Source organism: Streptomyces himastatinicus ATCC 53653 (assembly GCF_000158915.1).
In the GTDB taxonomy this organism is placed as follows: Bacteria; Actinomycetota; Actinomycetes; order Streptomycetales; family Streptomycetaceae; genus Streptomyces; species Streptomyces himastatinicus.
In genome coordinates, this window is record NZ_GG657754.1 from 10,658,552 (window position 1) to 10,675,664 (window position 17,113).

General features: G+C 70.7%; 18 protein-coding genes and 2 pseudogenes. 11 read left to right on the top strand and 9 right to left on the bottom strand.

Annotation, left to right across the window (positions count from 1 at the left end):
* Positions 1–583: class I SAM-dependent methyltransferase (locus SSOG_RS44935; protein ID WP_009720982.1), on the top strand; the 583-nt coding region annotated here is incomplete at its 5' end.
* A gap of 30 nt (positions 584–613) precedes the next feature.
* Here SSOG_RS44935 and SSOG_RS44940 read toward each other — a convergent pair.
* Positions 614–1,483, bottom strand: coding sequence for an MOSC domain-containing protein (locus SSOG_RS44940; RefSeq protein WP_009720983.1), 870 nt, complete (start codon positions 1,481–1,483; stop codon positions 614–616).
* A complete protein-coding gene (locus tag SSOG_RS57175) occupies positions 1,480–1,641 on the bottom strand; it encodes an aminoglycoside phosphotransferase family protein (RefSeq protein WP_009720984.1) in 162 nt (53 codons plus the stop codon). The genes SSOG_RS44940 and SSOG_RS57175 overlap by 4 nt, the downstream gene beginning before the upstream one ends.
* Before the next feature lie 209 nt (positions 1,642–1,850).
* Between SSOG_RS57175 and SSOG_RS44945 the strand changes: the two genes are divergently transcribed.
* Complete coding sequence (locus SSOG_RS44945; RefSeq protein ID WP_009720985.1) at positions 1,851–3,302, top strand: amidase; 1,452 nt, start codon at positions 1,851–1,853, stop codon at positions 3,300–3,302.
* 630 nt (positions 3,303–3,932) lie between these two features.
* Complete coding sequence (locus SSOG_RS57180; RefSeq protein WP_245606537.1) at positions 3,933–4,163, top strand: hypothetical protein; 231 nt, start codon at positions 3,933–3,935, stop codon at positions 4,161–4,163.
* Between the two features lie 121 nt (positions 4,164–4,284).
* Here the strand turns inward: SSOG_RS57180 and SSOG_RS44955 are convergent, their stop codons facing one another.
* Positions 4,285–4,905, bottom strand: coding sequence for a hypothetical protein (locus SSOG_RS44955; protein WP_009720988.1), 621 nt, complete (start codon positions 4,903–4,905; stop codon positions 4,285–4,287).
* Positions 4,906–5,009: 104 nt separating this feature from the next.
* Here SSOG_RS44955 and SSOG_RS44960 point away from each other — a divergent pair, with 104 nt between their 5' ends.
* Positions 5,010–5,723 carry a ribonuclease H family protein gene (locus tag SSOG_RS44960; RefSeq protein WP_039940289.1) on the top strand — a complete coding sequence of 238 codons (714 nt, stop codon included), beginning with the start codon at positions 5,010–5,012 and terminating at the stop codon, positions 5,721–5,723.
* 52 nt (positions 5,724–5,775) lie between these two features.
* Positions 5,776–6,420, top strand: coding sequence for a ribonuclease FAU-1 family protein (locus SSOG_RS44965; RefSeq protein ID WP_009720990.1), 645 nt, complete (start codon positions 5,776–5,778; stop codon positions 6,418–6,420).
* 148 nt (positions 6,421–6,568) lie between these two features.
* Here the strand turns inward: SSOG_RS44965 and SSOG_RS44970 are convergent, their stop codons facing one another.
* The 3 genes from SSOG_RS44970 to SSOG_RS44980 form a co-directional block, all read right to left on the bottom strand.
* Positions 6,569–6,787, bottom strand: a complete 219-nt coding sequence (locus tag SSOG_RS44970; protein ID WP_039940291.1) for an EF-hand domain-containing protein — start codon at positions 6,785–6,787, stop codon at positions 6,569–6,571.
* A 400-nt stretch (positions 6,788–7,187) separates the two neighbouring features.
* A complete protein-coding gene (locus SSOG_RS44975) occupies positions 7,188–7,829 on the bottom strand; it encodes a nucleotidyltransferase domain-containing protein (RefSeq protein ID WP_039940292.1) in 642 nt (213 codons plus the stop codon).
* Between the two features lie 54 nt (positions 7,830–7,883).
* The gene (locus SSOG_RS44980) at positions 7,884–8,327 is read right to left on the bottom strand and encodes a hypothetical protein (protein WP_342634404.1); all 444 of its coding nucleotides are present in this window, start codon (positions 8,325–8,327) and stop codon (positions 7,884–7,886) included.
* On the opposite strand from SSOG_RS44980, the gene SSOG_RS58140 reads away from it, so the two are divergent.
* From SSOG_RS58140 to SSOG_RS58145, 3 genes are all read left to right on the top strand, one after another.
* Positions 8,317–8,598, top strand: coding sequence for a hypothetical protein (locus tag SSOG_RS58140; protein WP_342634405.1), 282 nt, complete (start codon positions 8,317–8,319; stop codon positions 8,596–8,598). The two genes, SSOG_RS44980 and SSOG_RS58140, sit on opposite strands and share 11 nt — an antisense overlap.
* A gap of 170 nt (positions 8,599–8,768) precedes the next feature.
* The gene (locus tag SSOG_RS44985; RefSeq protein ID WP_009720994.1) at positions 8,769–9,758 is read left to right on the top strand and encodes an RsbRD N-terminal domain-containing protein; all 990 of its coding nucleotides are present in this window, start codon (positions 8,769–8,771) and stop codon (positions 9,756–9,758) included.
* Positions 9,746–9,988: a helix-turn-helix domain-containing protein gene (locus tag SSOG_RS58145; protein ID WP_009720995.1), complete on the top strand. Its 243-nt coding sequence runs from the start codon at positions 9,746–9,748 to the stop codon at positions 9,986–9,988. Before SSOG_RS44985 ends, SSOG_RS58145 begins: the two co-directional genes overlap by 13 nt.
* A 51-nt stretch (positions 9,989–10,039) precedes the next feature.
* Here SSOG_RS58145 and SSOG_RS57760 read toward each other — a convergent pair whose 3' ends face one another.
* On the bottom strand, positions 10,040–10,594 hold the full coding sequence (locus SSOG_RS57760; RefSeq protein WP_039940293.1) for a calcium-binding protein: 555 nt from the start codon (positions 10,592–10,594) through the stop codon (positions 10,040–10,042).
* A gap of 219 nt (positions 10,595–10,813) precedes the next feature.
* Between SSOG_RS57760 and SSOG_RS44995 the strand changes: the two genes are divergently transcribed.
* Positions 10,814–12,280 carry a hypothetical protein gene (locus SSOG_RS44995; RefSeq protein WP_009720996.1) on the top strand — a complete coding sequence of 489 codons (1,467 nt, stop codon included), beginning with the start codon at positions 10,814–10,816 and terminating at the stop codon, positions 12,278–12,280.
* A gap of 184 nt (positions 12,281–12,464) precedes the next feature.
* Positions 12,465–13,913 carry a hypothetical protein gene (locus SSOG_RS45000; RefSeq protein ID WP_009720997.1) on the top strand — a complete coding sequence of 483 codons (1,449 nt, stop codon included), beginning with the start codon at positions 12,465–12,467 and terminating at the stop codon, positions 13,911–13,913.
* A 19-nt stretch (positions 13,914–13,932) separates the two neighbouring features.
* On the opposite strand, the pseudogene SSOG_RS49995 reads toward SSOG_RS45000, so the two are convergent.
* Positions 13,933–14,915 (bottom strand): annotated as a pseudogene (locus SSOG_RS49995) (IS5 family transposase).
* Positions 14,916–15,017: 102 nt separating this feature from the next.
* Complete coding sequence (locus SSOG_RS45015; RefSeq protein WP_039940294.1) at positions 15,018–15,830, bottom strand: phytanoyl-CoA dioxygenase family protein; 813 nt, start codon at positions 15,828–15,830, stop codon at positions 15,018–15,020.
* Positions 15,831–16,120: 290 nt separating this feature from the next.
* Between SSOG_RS45015 and SSOG_RS45020 the strand changes: the two are divergent.
* Positions 16,121–17,113 (top strand): annotated as a pseudogene (locus tag SSOG_RS45020) (LacI family DNA-binding transcriptional regulator); the annotation flags it as partial.

Genomic DNA, 17,113 nt, shown 5'->3' on the forward strand with positions numbered 1-17,113 from the left:
CGCGACCCGCGCCTTCTTCACCTCGCGGGCGGCGACCTGGGAGGAACACTTCGCCGCCGACGGCCCCCGATACGCGGCAGCCGTCACCCGCATGGAACTGCTCCCGGGGCAGCGGGCCATGGACATGGGCTGCGGCACCGGCCTCGCCCTGCCCGCCCTGCGCACCGAAGTCGGCCCCAAGGGCGCCGTGCTCGGCGTGGACCTCACCCCGGCCATGCTCACCGCTGCCGCATACGAAGGACGTGCCTCCCTCGCCCAACTACTCCTCGCCGATGCCTGCCGACTGCCCCTGCCGACGGGGTCGTTGGACGGCATCTTCAGCGCCGGCCTGATCGACCACGTTCCCGACTCCGCGGCCGCTCTGCGCGAGTGGGCCCGCCTCACCGCCCCCGGCGGCGTCCTGCTGCTCTTCCACCGCTCCGGCCGCGCAGAGCGCGCCGCCCGCCACGGCCGCCCCCTGGACCCCGACGACCTGCTGGCCGAGGAGAACCTGCGCCCCGCACTGAATGCGACGGGCTGGGACCTGCTCTGCCACGAGGACGCGGCACACCACTTCCTGGCCCGAGCGGTGCGTGTCGACTGACCCCGCGGGAGTTCGAGGAGGAGCGGTCCGTCAGACCTCCGACTCGCCCCAGGAGGTGACGTGCACTTCGTCGCCCTCGGACAGTTTGCCGGGGCACAGCACGGCGTACTTCGTGCCGAAGGCGATGCCGCCCTCGGCAGCGCGACGGTAGGTGGCCAGGGTGCGCAGTGGCTCGGGGCCAGCCTTGGCACCGGACTGCTGGTCGACCATGGTGACGGCGCAGCGGATGGCGAGCTTGGCGTAACCGAGTTCCGTGTCACCGATGGTGATCCGGTGGGCGCGGTCCTCGGTGTGCGGTGTGTTCCAGCCGTCCACGACGATGTTCGGACGGAAGCGGTCCATGGGGAGGGGCGGGGCGCCGCGCTCGCTCAGCCGCTCGTTCAGCAGTTCCACGGTGGACCGGGAGAGGACGTGGATGGCACAGCTGTCGGCGTACCCGGACGTGCCGGGCGTACGGCCGTCGGTGACCCGGTCGTGGTCGGCCGGAACCCGCACCAGACGGCTCGGGGCGCCGAGAACGTCGGACAGCCACGCGGCGGCTTCGTCACCCTGGTCGATGCCTCTGAACGGCGCCCCGAACAGATCGACCTCTCGAGGCCGACCAGAGACATCGACGTCGATCCCGACCGGATCCAGGGCCGGGGCACGCAACACCAGCCGTAGTCCGTCGGAGCTGATCTCGGGGCGGATCAAGGCCAGCCGCGGGTCGCGCCGTTGGCTACGGAAGACACCTTCCTCATTGGTGACCATGAAACTGCGGTCATGGGCGAGACCCGCGGACGTCAGCACCGCGGTGCGCATCCGCATTCCGGCGCACCCCTTGATGGGATAGGACACCAGCTCCACGACCCTGGCCACATGCTCCCCCTGTCTGCGCGCACGCCATGACCCCGTGATCATATGGGCGTGCGCAGCGCGAGGGGCTCACCATGGGTCTCCTCGTCCACGGGCTGGAGCTTGAGCACCGCGGGCGCACCGTCCGGCCGCAGCACCGGCTGGACCAGCGCCATGACCCCGTGGACGGCAGGACCGTCCAGCCGCAGGCTCCAGCGGTCCACGAAGCAAGACCCAGAACGATCAGCACCTGCCGGCCCTGGTGGTGCGGCTGAAGCCGTATCAGCGGCTCGGCTGTCATTTATGAGAATCACGTTGCGCGGGTCGGGCGAATTTTCTGTGGGCGGAGAGCAACCTCATAAGTTGAGATATCTAGCCCGTTGCGCGAATCGGCATTTCGTGCCCCGCTCCAGAGGCCAATATGGTCGGATTCATGGAGTGGAGTTCTCAGACGGCCGAAGAGTTGGCGGCCGCATTGCATGCCGGTGAAGTGACCTCGGCGGAACTGACCGATGAGGCGATTGCCCGTATCGAGCGCGACGACAAGGTGCTCAACGCGATCTGCGTGCCGGACTTCGACCGTGCGCGGGCCGCCGCGCGCGGTGCCGACCAGGCGCGCGCCCGCGGCGAGGTCCGGCCGCTGCTCGGTATTCCGGTGACGGTCAAAGAGTCCTACAACATGGCTGGACTGCCCACGACCTGGGGCATGCCGCAACACCGGGATTATGTGCCGGCCGAGGACGCGGTACAGGTGTCGCGGCTCAAGGCCGCAGGCGCGGTGGTGCTGGGTAAGACCAATGTGCCCTTGGGGCTGCAAGATATCCAGAGCTTCAACGAGATCTACGGCACCACCAACAATCCGTGGGATCACGATCGCACGTCGGGCGGATCCTCCGGCGGATCAGCGGCGGCCCTGGCGTCCGGATTCTGCGCGCTGTCCATCGGCTCCGACCTCGCCGGTTCGCTGCGTACCCCCGCGCATTTCTGCGGCATCTATGCGCACAAGCCGACACTCGGACTGGCGGCAACCCGCGGCATGGTCGCGCCGCCGGCACCGCCATTGCCGGTCGACCTCGACCTCGCCGTCGTCGGTCCAATGGCGCGCACTGCCCGCGACCTCACGCTCCTGCTCGACATCATGGCCGGACCGGATCCGCTGACGCACGGTGTGGCGTACGACGTGACGCTGCCGCCCGCGCGCCACGAGCGGCTCGGCGACTTCCGGGTCCTGGTCGTCGACGATCACCCGCTCATTCCGACCGGGTCGGCTGTGCGGGCGGGCGTGAACCGGGTGGCCGACGCGCTCGCCGACGGCGGCGCCCGCGTCGAACGGCACACTCCGCTGCTGCCCGATCTGGCCGAAGCCGGGACGCTCTACACGCAGTTGCTGGTTTCGGGCTCCGTCGCGCGTTTTCCCATTGAGGCGTACGAGCAGATGCGGGCCCGCGCCGCCGCACTGAGCGCGGACGACCAGAGTCTCGACGCGGCGCGGCTGCGCGCCATGGTGTTCAGCCACCGCGACTGGATGGAGGTCAACAGCCGTCGCGAACTCCACCGCCACGGCTGGCGGCAGCTCTTCGCCGAGTTCGATGCCGTGGTGTGTCCGATCACGCCCACTGCCGCGTTCCCGCACGACCACAACCCCAATCCGCTGGAACGCCGGATCGACATCGACGGCGTCGAGTACCCGTACTTCGACCAGCTCGTCTGGGCCGGTCTGGCCACCATGCCCGGCCTGCCCGCCACCGCCGTACCAGCGGGCCGGTCTCCGGAGGGTCTGCCGGTGGGAGTGCAGCTCATCGGCCCGATGTTCGAGGACCGCACCCCGCTGCGGCTGGCCGAACTGCTCGAGCAGAAGATCGGCGGCTTCCAGGCGCCGAAGTAGGGCGTTACTACCGGATGCCCGTCCTCTCGTGTTCGCATCAGACGCGAAGCCTTCGCGTCTGATGCGAACACCGAAGGTCCACCAAGGATGTTGTCTCTCCACTGACCAGCGGGAACAACCGCCACGGCTCCTTTCTGGTGTATTCGATTCCCACCCCCCTACAGCTGATGAACCCAAGCGTTGAGGAGTAGCGCCGTACCGACCGCAAGCACCGCCGACAAGAGAATCGGCCACGAGGGACGCCGTCTGACGGACAGCAACCGCTCATGGGCCCGGTCGACGGCCACCGTGCCGCGCAGCACTCCGAGCGCCGCCACCACGACAGGCACCGCGACCGCGGCATGTACCAGCCAGGCACCCACCAACGTGGGCCCACCCCAGGAGTGTTGGTAATCGTGCGCGTCGACCAGCGGATACAGCAGTGCGTTGAACAGTGCCTGGCCCGCCAGCAGCGATACAACCCACCCGAACAGCCCTGACGCGATCCCACATCCACCCCGCACCACCTGAGGCCCCCGGGACAGCCTGATCCCTTCCGCCAGCCTCCTGACCGAAGCCGGAAGAAGGCCCAGCCCCCTTCCTACCCGCACCCATGCGGACACGCGCGCCCCGTGGCGCTGAGTGGTTCCCATGCCGTCAGCGAACCACTTCGCGTATGCGGACCCCATCGTGCCAGCCCGAGAACTCGGCATCGGGCTATCCCCCCGGCGAACCGAGGCGTTGCCCGGGCCCTATCACCTCGACCAGCTCGCCGACGACCTCATCCGTGTGGTCGAGACGTTCGTCGCGGCCCGCCGGCCGGCCGGACTGACCGGCCTGCTGCTGGTCGCGCCCGCCCGCCGCAGCCGCCCGTCACGGTGACGACCGAGGCCCCGATGATGGTGTTGGCTGCGGGAAACGACGTGGTTGAGCCTGAAGCCGGACACCTGGTGCCTGTGGAAGCTCCCGGTGCCGTCGCGGAAGCCGTCGGAGCCTTCCGGGGTCAGATTCTGGGTCGTACTTGGATGCCTGCCCGGTCGTATGCGCCGTAGGTGATCTGGTCTTCGGCGATGAGCAGTACCACCCAGGAGTTGTTCCGCTCCCACACCAGGCATTCGTGGAACGTCTCCTCATCGTCGAAGGGCGGGTAGCTGCCCTCGGGCAGCGGGTCGCCGAGGTGGGTGCGGAACAGTTCGGACATGCGCTGGTACAGGGCGGCGAAGTCCTCGGCGGTGGCCTCGGGGTCCACATCCGGCCGGCTGTGGAAGGGGCCGAACTCGTTGTCCCACTCCCGCGGGTCCTGGGGATCGGTGAAATAGGCGAAGGGGTGCTCCACGAAGCAGCCCGTCCGGCAGTCGGCGTGATCGCAGACGGCGGCGGGGTCCGGCTGTCGTCGGCATCCGGGAGCCTCTCCGAGGAGCAGCCACCAGTCGTCCACCAGTTCCTCCCCGCTGATCCACCAGGGTTCCTCCCAGCCCACGCCCGGCGCGTCGGGGTCCTGGCCGTGACACCAGCCGTTGCGTGCGAAGGCGTCCTCGAATGCCTGTCGGCTCCAGGGGAGGTCCGCGAGTTCGATCATGCGGTTCACCAGGGTGCCGTGGGAGGGGAGCAGCTGCATGGCCATGGGGAGACGTTATCCGGCGGCCTGCCGCCGAGCGCAGGGGCTGAGCTCTTGCGCACCCGGAGCCATGACCATGCGCTCAAGGGAACCCTGGCAGTATCGGGGGTATGAGTGAACAGATCATTGCCGCGTGTGACGGGGCCTCCAAAGGAAATCCCGGTCCCGCGGCCTGGGCTTGGGTCATCGCGGACACGGGTGGCGAGATTGGACGCTGGGAGGCGGGGCCACTGGGCGCCGCGACGAACAATGTGGCCGAACTGACCGCTTTGCAGGAGCTGTTGGAGGCAACCGACCCGGCCTTGCCTCTTGAGGTGCGGATGGACTCCCAGTACGCCATGAAGGCAGTCACCACCTGGCTGCCCGGGTGGCGAAGGAAGGGATGGAAGACGGCTTCGGGCTCACCAGTGGCCAACCAGGGCCTCGTGATGCGTATCGACGAACTGCTCAAGGACCGCACAGTCGATTTCGTCTACGTTCCCGCCCACCAGGTCGACGGTGACCCGTTCAACGCGGCTGCCGACCGGGCCGCCAGCCACACCGCCCGCACACAGCAGGCCGCCGGAACCTCGCTCGGATCCGCCCTGCCGCCGCCAGAGCCCCAGACGGCTTCCCGCTCAACCGGCCGCGGCCGCCCGTCGGCTTCGCAGCCAACCGCCAAACGGCGAACGAAGGCTACCCGCCCGGGCGGCGGTTCGATCAAGGCGAAATTCCCCGGCCGCTGCCGCTGCGGCCAGCCGTACGCAAAGGGCGAGCTCATCGCGAAGAACCCTGACGGCTGGGGCCACCCCGCCTGCGTTACCGAGGCCAAGACGACCGGATAGAGCCCAGCTCGCAACCGCTGCGGTGTGGTGGGGCCAGGAAGAAGGAGGGGCGATGGGGAGCTTCGAGGTCGGGCAGACGGTCGTACGGCGCGATGTGTACCAGGGGCGGGCGTGGAGCGAGCAGGCACTGCGGGTCATCGCCGACACCGATGCGGCGCTGGTGACGGCCTGCTGCCCCGGAGCCGAGGCCCGGTGGCCCTCGCTGTACGCCCGGGCTCGGAACTCCGGCGAACCGTCGGCGCGCACGGAGGCGTTCGAGGCGATGGCGACGGGGGAGTGGGAGCTGGCCTCTGCGGTGTGGCAGGAAACGGTGCAGATGCTGTGGAAGCCGCCCGCAGTGTGGTTCAGCGTCAACGCCTTCTACGTCCCCGACGGCGACGGGCATCGGCTGCGGAACTGGTACGTGAACTTCGAGCACCCCACCCGCCGCACGGCCGGCGGGTTCGACACCTTCGACCTGGCCGTGGACCTCGTCATCGACCCGGACCTGAGCAAGCTGCGGTGGAAGGACGAGGACGAGTACGCCCACGTCCGGCGCCTCGGGGTCGTTTCCGACACCGAGCACCAGGCGGTGGAACTCGCCCGGGCCCAGGTGCTGGCCATGCTCGAAGACCGCGCGGGGCCGTTCGCGGACGCCGGCCAGTGGGCGGCCTGGCGCTGGGATGCGTCCTGGCTGCCGCCCCGCTTCCCCGGCTGACGGCCCGGGAGCGCCTTGAGAAGACTGTACGAGGCCCTGACGGCGGTGCCCACCGCCGTCAGGGTGCACGTGCCGCGCCCGCATTCCACGCGATGGCGGGAAGGGGCCACACCGCCTGCGACACGTTCACGTGCCGGACCCGGCGGTGTCAGCCATTCATGGCCGCCCAGAACTCCTCGAACGACATCTGGCGATCGCCGTTGGTGTCGAGCGAGTCGATCAGCTCCTGGGCCTGCGACTCGGTGATCTCCGAGCCCTCCAACTCCGCCACGACCTTACGGTATTCGTCCGCGGTGACCAGGCCGTCCCCGTCGACGTCGTAGCGCTCGAAGACCTTCCGCGCCGCCGTCTCCATGATGTCTGCCATGTGCTTCCGCCCTTCTGTGATCTTCGCTGACGGGCCCAGGCTATCCGTCGCCCTACGGGCGCTGCCCACCCCGCCCAGTCGGACGCGGCCGGGGTGGTGGTTCAGGCTGCCGCCGACGGAACCGGCCCGGCGGTGGGCACTCGGGCCGGTGCCCACGTGATCGCGTCCGTGGGCTCGACGGCCCGCGGGGAGGGACTGGTCGACTTCGGCGGCCACGAGGTGCTGATCGGCCTGGACGGCTGGCCGCTGAGGGGGCCCTCCCTGTCGAGATCGGCCGGCAGGGGCCCTGGGACCACTTTGCCGAGGCCGCCGAGGCCCTCCGCGGGCGCCGTGTCTCCGGAAAAGCGGTCCTGTGGATGTCACGCAGCGAGCGGTCTGCGCGCGGAACCAGATAACGCTGTCACTGCCTCGTCAGCTTCGCCAGCCAGGGATGCCCGGGATGCACGCGCGTCAGCCACCCGCTGAGAGCGTCGCGCCGCGCCTGGTTCAGCAGTGGCAGGACCCCGTCGAAGTCCGCCTGATCCTTGGACCGTGCCGCCTTCGCTTTGAACAGCAGCACCAGCTCCGGCACCAGATAGGGGATGCCGTCCGTAGTCCGTTCGATGATCGCGTCGTACGGCAGCCGCAGGCTCTCGTCCCGCCGACAGATCCACGTCCCGCCCTCGTGCGGCTCGCGGAAGACATCGAACAGGAACTGTCCGCTCGCCGGATCCCGCAGCCAGGTCTGATGCGTGGCCGCGAGCGCCTCAGCTCCTGCGTTCGCCCAGACCCGCCCCGAACCCACCGCGTCGAAGACGTACTCGGGGAAGCGGTCGCGAATCTCCGCGAACTCCGCGGCGGGTACCGCGATCTCCAGGTCGCCGTGGGGTCGCGACTGCCCTCCGCGGAACAAATCCAGCGCCCACCCTGCCGCGACGCACCAGGGCGCACTGACCCCGCCCAACCGCTCCGCGACCTGTTCCGGCCGCCAGGCATCCGCCCACCGAGCATCCAGTTCATCCGCGTCAAGGACAGCGCCGCCGGGCGGCACGGCATCGGTCATCGGCACAACGTACTGCCTCAACTGGTAGCTCAGAGAAGGTACGAGGCCGAAGCTTCACAGCCGTCGGACGCGCAGCACGCCGGTCAGCATCGGGAGAGTGAACTCGCCGCGAGCGGTCTCCGGATCACTCGCGAGGAATGCGCGGATCCGGCCCAGCGTGGCCTGTTGTTCCTGGTCCGGCAGGACCAGCATCCCCGCGCGCGTCGCGATGGTCGCGACGAGAGAGTCGGCGGTGCGGAGCTGCCCGTGGGGGAACTCGGCCTGCTCCGGCGAGCCGAAACGGGCGGCCGCACCCTTCCTCGGACGGTGCATGTCGGCCGTCTCGGCGCGCCAGCCGGCGGGCGTGTCACGCGGGCCGATGGCCGCGCTTCCGCTGATCCGCGCGAGCCCGGCAACCCACTCGACCCCGTCGTCCATGACATTCCACAGGCCGGCCAGGATGCCGCCGGGTGCGAGGACCCTGGCGATCTCGGGTCCCGCTACGGCCATGTCGAGCAATGACTTCGACACCCAGCGCGACCAGCGTGGCAGTGAGCTTGCCGGTTCCGGCGCCGAGATCGAGCACGCGCGGGCCGGGCGCGCGCTCGAGCGCCCAGCGCACTGCGGCCCGCGCGTAGTCCGGACGATGCTCGGCGTATGCGACCGCCGCCGCGCCGAACGACGAGGCATGAAGCAGCCGTTCATGCTGGTCGCTGACGCTATCGGTGCTGCTGGTGGTCGGCCACCACGCCTCACCACTTCGGCGGACGGCGGCGGCGCAGCGAGGTGAATTTCCGCGCACGGAACGCGGTCCGTGCCGACCGCCCGCCGTCGCGTGGTGGCATGCTCGGCCTCGACCCATCCGACATCGGGAACGCCGCGCGGAGCACCGCCCCTGCGTACAGCTGTCCCCGTGCGGTCCTGCGGGAGTTCCCGAAAGACTGACGGAGGCACCGACCGATGGGAAGTCATCTCTTCGCCGAACTGGCCCGGCGCACCCTGGACGACGCACGCCATGAAGTGGAGGTCTACGGACGGGAGATCCCCGAGTACCGGTTCGTGGAGGACGACGGCCGACTGAGAGCCGAAGCGCTGGACTACGCGGTCTGGCTCAGACGCCGGACCCTGGAATTAGCCCCCGAGGGCACTCCCCTCACCCAGGAGGATCTCGACCACATCGCGTCGATGGGCGCGACGCGGGCCAGAACGGGAATGTCCGCCGCGTCCCGGCGGCGGGTCCTCGGTCTGCACACCAACCTCATGCTCCGGGAGATCCAGGAGGCGTCCGGTCCGGAGAACGCCGATGAACTGATGCGGGTCATGACCTGGTTCACCTCGCAGGGCACACGCGGCATCGACGCCTACAGCCGCGGCCATGCGGCGGAGCAGGAGCGCCACCTGCCCTTCGTGGCCCAGGTCCGCGCGCTCACCATGGCCCTCCTCGCCGACGACGCCCTGGCCCCGGGCCTCGCCCGCGCCGTCGGCATGAGCCTGGCCGCATCGTACGAGGTGGTGGTCGTCCACGTCCCCGGCCGCCACGCCCCGGCCGCCGCAGGACGCGCCGCCGCGGGATGCGAGGGGATCGTCGAAGCCCTCCTGACCCGCCACCGGGTGCCGATGGCTTGGCCCCGGGCGGAGGAGCTGGTGGCCCTGGTGCCTGCCGACCAGGACCGCGCTCCTGGTACGGCCCAGCCGGTTCGCGATCAGTCCGCGCGGGACCGGGCGCTCGCCTTCGTCCGCGACGTCGGCCAGGCGGTGGCGCGGCCCTGCGCCATCGGCACGAGTACGGGCCGCGTCCGCGCGCTGGCCGACGCGTACGCGCGCGCCCAGCGCATCAGCCTGGCGGCTCCGCTCCAGCCCGTACCCCGTCGCCTGCACACCCTGGCCGATGTCTTCGTCGAACTGCCGTCGCCGAAGACCGCGAGATCGACACCTGGTTGTCCGGCATAGCCCGGAGCCTCGCCCGGGGACCCGAGCTGCTCGCCACCCTGGAGCGGTACTACGCCCATGACATGCACCGCAGGAACACCGCCGCGGCGCTGAACATCCATCCGCGGACCCTGGACTACCGTCTCCAGCGGGTGCGGCAACTCACCGATGTCGACCCCGGATCCGCCCGTGGCGTCCGCATCCTGAGCGCGGTGGTCGCCAGGGCCTCCTCCGGTGCTTGGACGACCTGAGCCCGGCGCGCCGACGGGACAGTGGCCTACGACGCCCCCCGGCGCCCGTCCTCAGAGCTCGCAGTTGATCTCGACTTCGGCGTCACACCGGTCGATCCCGGGACCGCCGTTGGCGACGTCGTAGCCGGGGCCGCCGATCAGGGTGTCATTGCCGGAGTGGGAGGCGTTGTCGGGACTGTCGCCGAAGAGGTAATCGTTCCCCGTGCCGCCCGTGATGTTGTCGTTGCCGTTCTGGCCGCTCACGCCGAAGTACGTCCCCACCGACACATTGGTCGGATCGCTGGGGTTGAAGTTGTCCGATCCGTCACCGAGACAGACCACGGCCGAGGAGCTGATCAGGTCGGAGAAGACCCAGTCGTCCCCCGAGAAGGCATTGACGACGCTGCCCGGTGTGCCCCAGATGGCGTTGGCGTTCCTGTCCCCTTCGATCGTGGCGGTGAGCGGCACGCCCGTCTTGGGGTCGGTGCAGGTGGTCGCCGCCGAGAGCGTGGGCGCCTTCGCCGAGGGCGCCGCCTGAGCCGTCCCACCGGCGCCGAGAGCGGCGCCGGTGAGGGCGGCGGTGCAGGCCAGCAGCGCGGTGAGGCGTCTGATTCCGTGTCGGGTCATTCGGTGTTCCTCCTCGGAAGGGGATGCGAAGTGACGCCGCACAGCCTTCCGCCCGCCCGCCCGGCGCGTCTTCGTGAACCAGGGAGAAAACGCCGGTCCGCGATGGGCGCCGGACTGTCAATCCGCGCAAAGGGCCTCCTGGACCCCAACGGTCGGCGGGCTGGTCGCTGGGCGACCAGCCGGACCTGGTCGCCAGCAGCCTCGTTAGGGTTCGGCCGTATGACCGACCGCGTACTGGAACTCCTGCGCACCCGCCCTGATCTGGCCGAACTTGCCGCGTTTCCGTTCGACTTCGACGTGGGCCGGGCACGTCACTGTCCCCAGGTGCATCTGGCGTCCGGTGCGCCTTTGGAACCGATCGCCGGTGACGACACGGGCGGCACGTACTTCCTGTCCGGGGGCACGGCCGTGCTCCACGCGTCCGACGACGGGTACGCCTCGCTGCTCGCCGACAGCGTCAGCGAGGCGCTCGAGATCGTCGTCCGGCTGCCCTGGTGGTGCGAGACCATCACCGCCGAGATGGACGAGGAGGGCCTGCGCGCCGCGATACGTGCGGCGGACGACCAAGCGAGGGAGGACTTCGCCCCCGACGTGGACGCGCAGCGAGCGGCGTTGATCCACGGCCTGGGGCTGCCGGACCGGCCGCTGGTCGAACTCTTCGCTCTGTCCGAGTCGGCTCCCAAGCGCACCGAGCCGGATCACGTGCTGCTCAACTCCCGATACCTCTTGGCCTACCAGCTCGAGGAACCTTTCCGGCAGCCCTTGCGCGACATCGTCCTCGGCCCGGGCCGCGAGGCGCTGGGGCGGATGCGCACCGGCGACCTCGACGCGCGAGAGGAGGTAGCGGGGGATCCGGTGCTGCGGGCGGGGGTGCTGCGCGCGGCGCAGTTCGACCGCCGTGACGGAGACCTGCCGCATCTGCGTTTCCTGCTGGAGCAGGAGAATGCCGCCCGGACCGAGCGGTTCGAGGAGCGGCGGCTGGCCGCGATGCTGGTGGCCTCGCACGGGCAGGACAGGGACGTCGCGCTGCTGCGGTCGGCCACTTACGGGCAGGTCACCGGCGGCGCCGGGGCGGTGGAGTGGGCCCGCGCCGAGGAGGGGAGGCGGTATGGGCGGGATCTGGCCGCGGAGAGCGAGTTCACCTGGATCGAACTGGCCCACCGGCAGGGGCGCGTCGAGAACGCCCGGGTCGCGCTCATCCGCATGCTGGACGACACGGGCCCGTACGCGGACCGGCTGCGGGAACTGAGTCGCGCGCTGGAGCGCATCGGCGACTACCCGCAGGCGGCCCGCGCCCAGTTCTTTCTTCTCTCGATTCAGGACACGGGATGGGACCGGGCATCGGAGGCGTACGTCCTGGCCCGTCTGGAGCGCTGCAAGGGCGACCTCGCGGCAGCGGGGCGGGCGTTGGAACGGGCACGGGCGGCGGTCGGTGCCGACGGCACGACCCCGGACGCAACGGTGCGGCAGTGGCACCGCAGGGGACTCGGCCGCATGATCACCGAGCAGCACCTGGAGCTGACGCTCGCCGCGGTCGAGGCGGGTGACGCGGAACTCGCGCGTGCGACCATGGCGCACGGCAGGCGCCTGCTGGACACGATCGGCAAGAAGTCGGCGAAGGCACTCGCCGGACTGTCCACGCGGGCGAAATGGGCCGTGGCCGGACTTCCCACGCGCCGTGCCTGAGACGTTCCCCGCCCTTCGCGCCCGGGCGTGACGGCGGGGTGGGTGGCCGAACCCGTTCCGTTCTCCCCGTACTCTCGCCGTACGATGCGCGGGACGACGGGACGACGGGACGACGGGACGACGGGACGACGGGACGACGGGACGGCCGGGGTGGCGCGGGACGCGGTCGGGATGGGGGACTGGCATGACCGCACTGCTCGATGGCCTCGCCGTCAACCCCGCCGCCCCGGCGGACCTGCTCCTGCGGCTGCTGGAACCGGAGTACGAGAGCGCCTGGTCCGCGCTGGCCTCCCGGCGCCCCTCCTTCCCCGAGGTGGTGACCGCCGCCATCGTCACGCACCCGCATCCCCGGGTCCGCAGGGCCCTGGCCCGTAACCCGTTCGTGGACCCCGGGGTGCGCGGGCGGCTCGTGGACGATCCCGAGTGGTTCGTCCGGGCCCGCCTGGCCGCCCGTCCCCACCGGACACGGCCCGTTCGCCCGCTCCCGGACCGGGTGATCGACCGGATGCTCACGACCTACGACGGGGACTGTCTGGAGGAGTTGTACTTCTCCCGTCAGATTCCCTTCCGCTTCCAGCGTTCGTACGGCAGCCATCCCATGGCCTCGGTCCGGCGGATGGCCACCACCATGTGGGCCCATCTGTCCGAGAACGAACGGGCGGCGCTGCTGAACGACCCTCACCCGCAGGTGAGGGCGAGCGCGCAACACATGCTGGATACCGACGACGCGGAGGCGATGGAACGCAGGCTGGGGCCGCTCCCGGTGCCTCGCAATCACGGGACCTTGCTGATCCTGGTGAACTACCGCCTCTCCCAGGCCGTCGTCGACTGGCTGCTGCGCGACCCCGACTACGACAACTCCTGGGTCCTCGCCCACAACTACAGCACCCCGCCCGAGGTCGTCGCCCCGCTCGTCGAGCACCCCGACCCGAAGGTGCGACTGGAGCTGGCCCGCCGCGCAGACCTCGCCCCCGCACTGGTGACCATCCTGGCGCGCGACCCCGACCCGCGGGTACGCACCGCGATCTCCGTGCGGCCCGAGCTGACCGAGGACGAACGGGCGGCCGTCGACTACACCGTGGACACCGACGAGGACTTCGGACCGGTCGAACACCACACCCGCCCCGCCCCCGACCCGGACACCTCCGCCGCGTACGCCCGCTCACGCCACCCCCTGCTGCGCCGCCGGGCCGCCCAGGACCCCACGCTGCCCGCCGCGCTCGTCGCACGGCTCGCGCACGACGACGACCTGGGCGTACGAGTCCTGCTCGCCCACAACCACCCGGCCGCGCCGCCGCCCCTGCTGCTGCGCAGCTACCTGGAGTACCGCGGGGCGGCCCGCGACCTGCTCACCGAGCATCCACGCTTCCCCGTCACGGGACTTGGCGCGCGCTTCGCGGACGCCGACGCACCCGACGAACGGCGCCTGGCCGTCCTGGACCCCGATCTCGGGCCCGGCACCGCCGACCGGCTCACCCGCGACCCGGACGCGGCCGTCCGCGCGGGGGCGACGCGCCATCCCCGGCTGCCGGCCGGGCGCCTGCTCGCCCTCCTCGACGACCAGGAACTGGGCGAGCACGCGGCCGCCAATCCAGCACTGCCCGAGACCGTGATGCGCGGACTCCTCGCCTAGGGGCTGTCTGCGGTTGTGATCAATCGGCTTTCAGGAGGCTGCTGATCCAGATGGTCGCTGCGCGGAGGTGCAGTCCGGCGAGGTAGCTTTCGGACGTCTTGTCGTAGCGGGTCGCGATGCCTCGCCAGTCCTTCAGCCTGTTGATGGCCCGCTCAACCGTGTTGCGATCGCGGTAGAGATCGGCGTTGTGGGTGACGGGCCTGCCGCCCCGGCTGCCTTTCTTCCTGCGGTTGGCTGCCTGGTCCTTCTTCTCCGGGATGACCGCCTTGATACGGCGTTTGCGCAGGTGGGCGCGGTTGGCGCGGGAGGAGTAGGCCTTGTCGCCGGCCACGGCGGCGGGCCGGGTGCGGGGACGGCCGACGGGTAGACGGACCCGCACCTTGCTCAGGACTGGGATGAACTGGGGGCTGTCGGCGGCCTGCCCGGCGGTCAGAAGGAGCGCCATCGGCCGGCATCGCCGGTCGGCGGCCAGGTGAATTTTGCTGGTCAGCCCGCCGCGGGACCGCCCGAGCAGGGCGGCCTTCAGCCGTGCCCGCCGTCGTAAGCGGATGCGTCGGCGTTCGGCGCGGACCGGATCGATTTCGCCGTCCTGTCCGGCTTGTTCCCCGGACGCTCCCCCTTTTGCGAGGCCGCCTCTTCGAGCGCGGCCAGGGTCTCTTCGCTGACCCGCATGCCGGCCGCGTCGTGATGAGCCCGCGTGGTGGTGGAATCCACGCTGACCAGCGACATGTCGATTTCCTCCCTGCGGACGGCCTCGGCGATCGCCTCTTCCAGCAGGGCCTGGAAAACACCCGCGTCCCGCCATCGCATGAAGCGGTTGTAGACGGTCTGCCAGGCGCCGAACCGCTCGGGCATCTCCCGCCACTGACTGCCGGTGCGGAACCGCCAGATCACCCCCTCGAACTGATCCCGCAGCCGGTCGGGGTACGGGCCAAACCTGCCGACCGGCAGGAATGGCCCGATGAACTCCCACTCTTCGTCCGTGAGTTGCGTACGCGTCACACCACAGTCCTACCGGATCGGCAGGTACCGCCGATCTTGATCACAACTGAAGACAGCCCCTAGCGCGCGTCCGGGCGCGGCCGAGTCGGCCACTTGTTGTGTCTACCCGGCGCCGCGGTCGGTGCCGTCACCGTCCGGACCGGGGGTGTCCTGCCCCAGGCCCCGACGGATCGCGATCTCCACGGGTGAGTACGCGCCGTCGGCCCGCTCCAGTTCGTACGGCGCGGCCGGCATCAGCGGCGGCTGGGCCATGAAGCGTGGCCGCACCCCATGGTGCGGTTGCGCCGCGTGCACCAGGAACGGATGGCACAGGAAGACGTCGCCCGGGGACCCGGTGGCGAGGGCGAGTGGCCGGTGGTCGGACGCCGCCACCAGATCGGGCGCAAGGGCCAGCCCGCTCGCCCCGTCCTCCCCGTACTTCTCCAGCACCTTCGGCACGTCGAGGTGTGAGCCGACCCGGATCCGGGTCGGGGCGTCCTCCTCACCGACCTCGCTGAACAGGAACAGCATCAGCAGTGCCCGGCCGCGGGAGCGCAGATTCGTGAAGTACCAGCTCTCGCCCTCGGGCAGATAGCTCCCCTCGATGTGCCAGCCCGCGTCGTCCGGCTCCTCCTCGTGCGGGAAGCGCAGCGGGAACGTGCCCAGCGAGTAGCGCGGCTCCCAGCGTCCCGCGCCGACGAGCAGGTCGTACGCGCGATGCAGGGACGGGGAGTTGGGTGCGGCGGCGAACGGCCCCTGCGCCATACCGGCCACCCAGTGCACGGGCTGCGTCCATGTCGCCGGATCGTCCGGGGCGACGCCCGTCTCTCGCCACAGCAGCCGCGCGCAGTCCGCTGCCACGCGCGGCGCGACGGCCCCGTCCAGCTTGACGAAGCCGTCGCGGAGGAAGCGGGATACCAAGGTCGTGTCGTCCATGCCCTCATCGTGCGGCGACACCGGTCCCGGTCACCCGACATTCCCCGCACCGCTTTTGTCGGGCGTTCACGGCCCCCCCCGAGCCCGTCCTTGCAAACAGTCCCGCCCACCCTCTTGACGTCAGCTTCGCCGAGGGCCCAGAGTGCCGTTAATGCGCATTAGTAATGCGCATTAACAATGGACGGGTTCAGGCCCGAGGGGGAGTGCCGGTGGAGGAAACACGCAGGCGAGCCAGGTCAGGACGGGCTGCCACGCCCCCGGGCCGCACCTCACGGCCGCGCCAGGCCGAGGTGGCCCGGCTGGCCGGGGTCTCGCAGGCCACGGTCTCGCTGGTGCTCGGCGGCAAGAAGCAGGGCGCCGCGATCTCGCCGGAGACCCGGCAGAGGGTGCTCGACGCGGCCCTCAGCCTCGGCTACGTGCCCGACCCGGCGGCCCGCAGGCTCGCCGCCGCGCGCAACGACCTGCTCGGTGTCTTCAGTTTCACCGCGACCTTCCCCACGGACGTGCAGCACTCGTACTACCCCTTCCTGGTCGGTGTGGAGCAGGAGGCCGCCGCCCGCGGTTATGACCTCGTGCTCTTCACCGGCTCCAGCTCCGGAGGCGCGGGGGCCGCGGGGCCGGACGCCCTGAGCCGGGTCCGGCTCGCCGACGGCTGCCTCTTCCTGGGCCGGCACGTGCCCACCGAGGAGCTGCGGCGCCTGATCGGAGACGGATTTCCCGCCGTGCACGTGGGCCGCAGGGACGAACTGGAGGGTCTGGCCTGGGTCGGTGCCGACTACGTGAGCGCCAGCCGCGAGGTCGTCGCCCAGCTCGCCGGGCTCGGTCACCGGCGCATCGTGCTGGTCCGCGAGGACGACGACGCGCCCGCCTCCACCGACCGTGAACACGGCTTCCTGAAGGGCCTGGAGGAAGCCGGACTGCCCGCCGGCCCCGACGCGGTCTTCCGTACCGCCGACCCCGCGCGCACGCTCTCCTCCGAGCGGCTGCGGGAGTGGCTGGACGACGGGGTGACCGCCCTCGTCGCGGAGGAGACCGACACCGGCAGCCCGTGGCGGGCCCTGCGCGCCGCGGTCGACGAGGCCGGGCTCGACTGCCCCGGCGAGCTGAGCCTCGCCCTGCTCGGCAGCCCGCCCGCCGATCTCGCGGACGAACCGGCCCCCACCGGATTCGACATCCCCCGCCCCCAGCTCGGCGCCGCCGCCGTCCGGTTGCTCGCCGCCCTGGTCGCGGGGGGAGGAGGCGGACGAACCCCTCGTGGCCTGCCCCTTCCGGGCCGGCGCCAC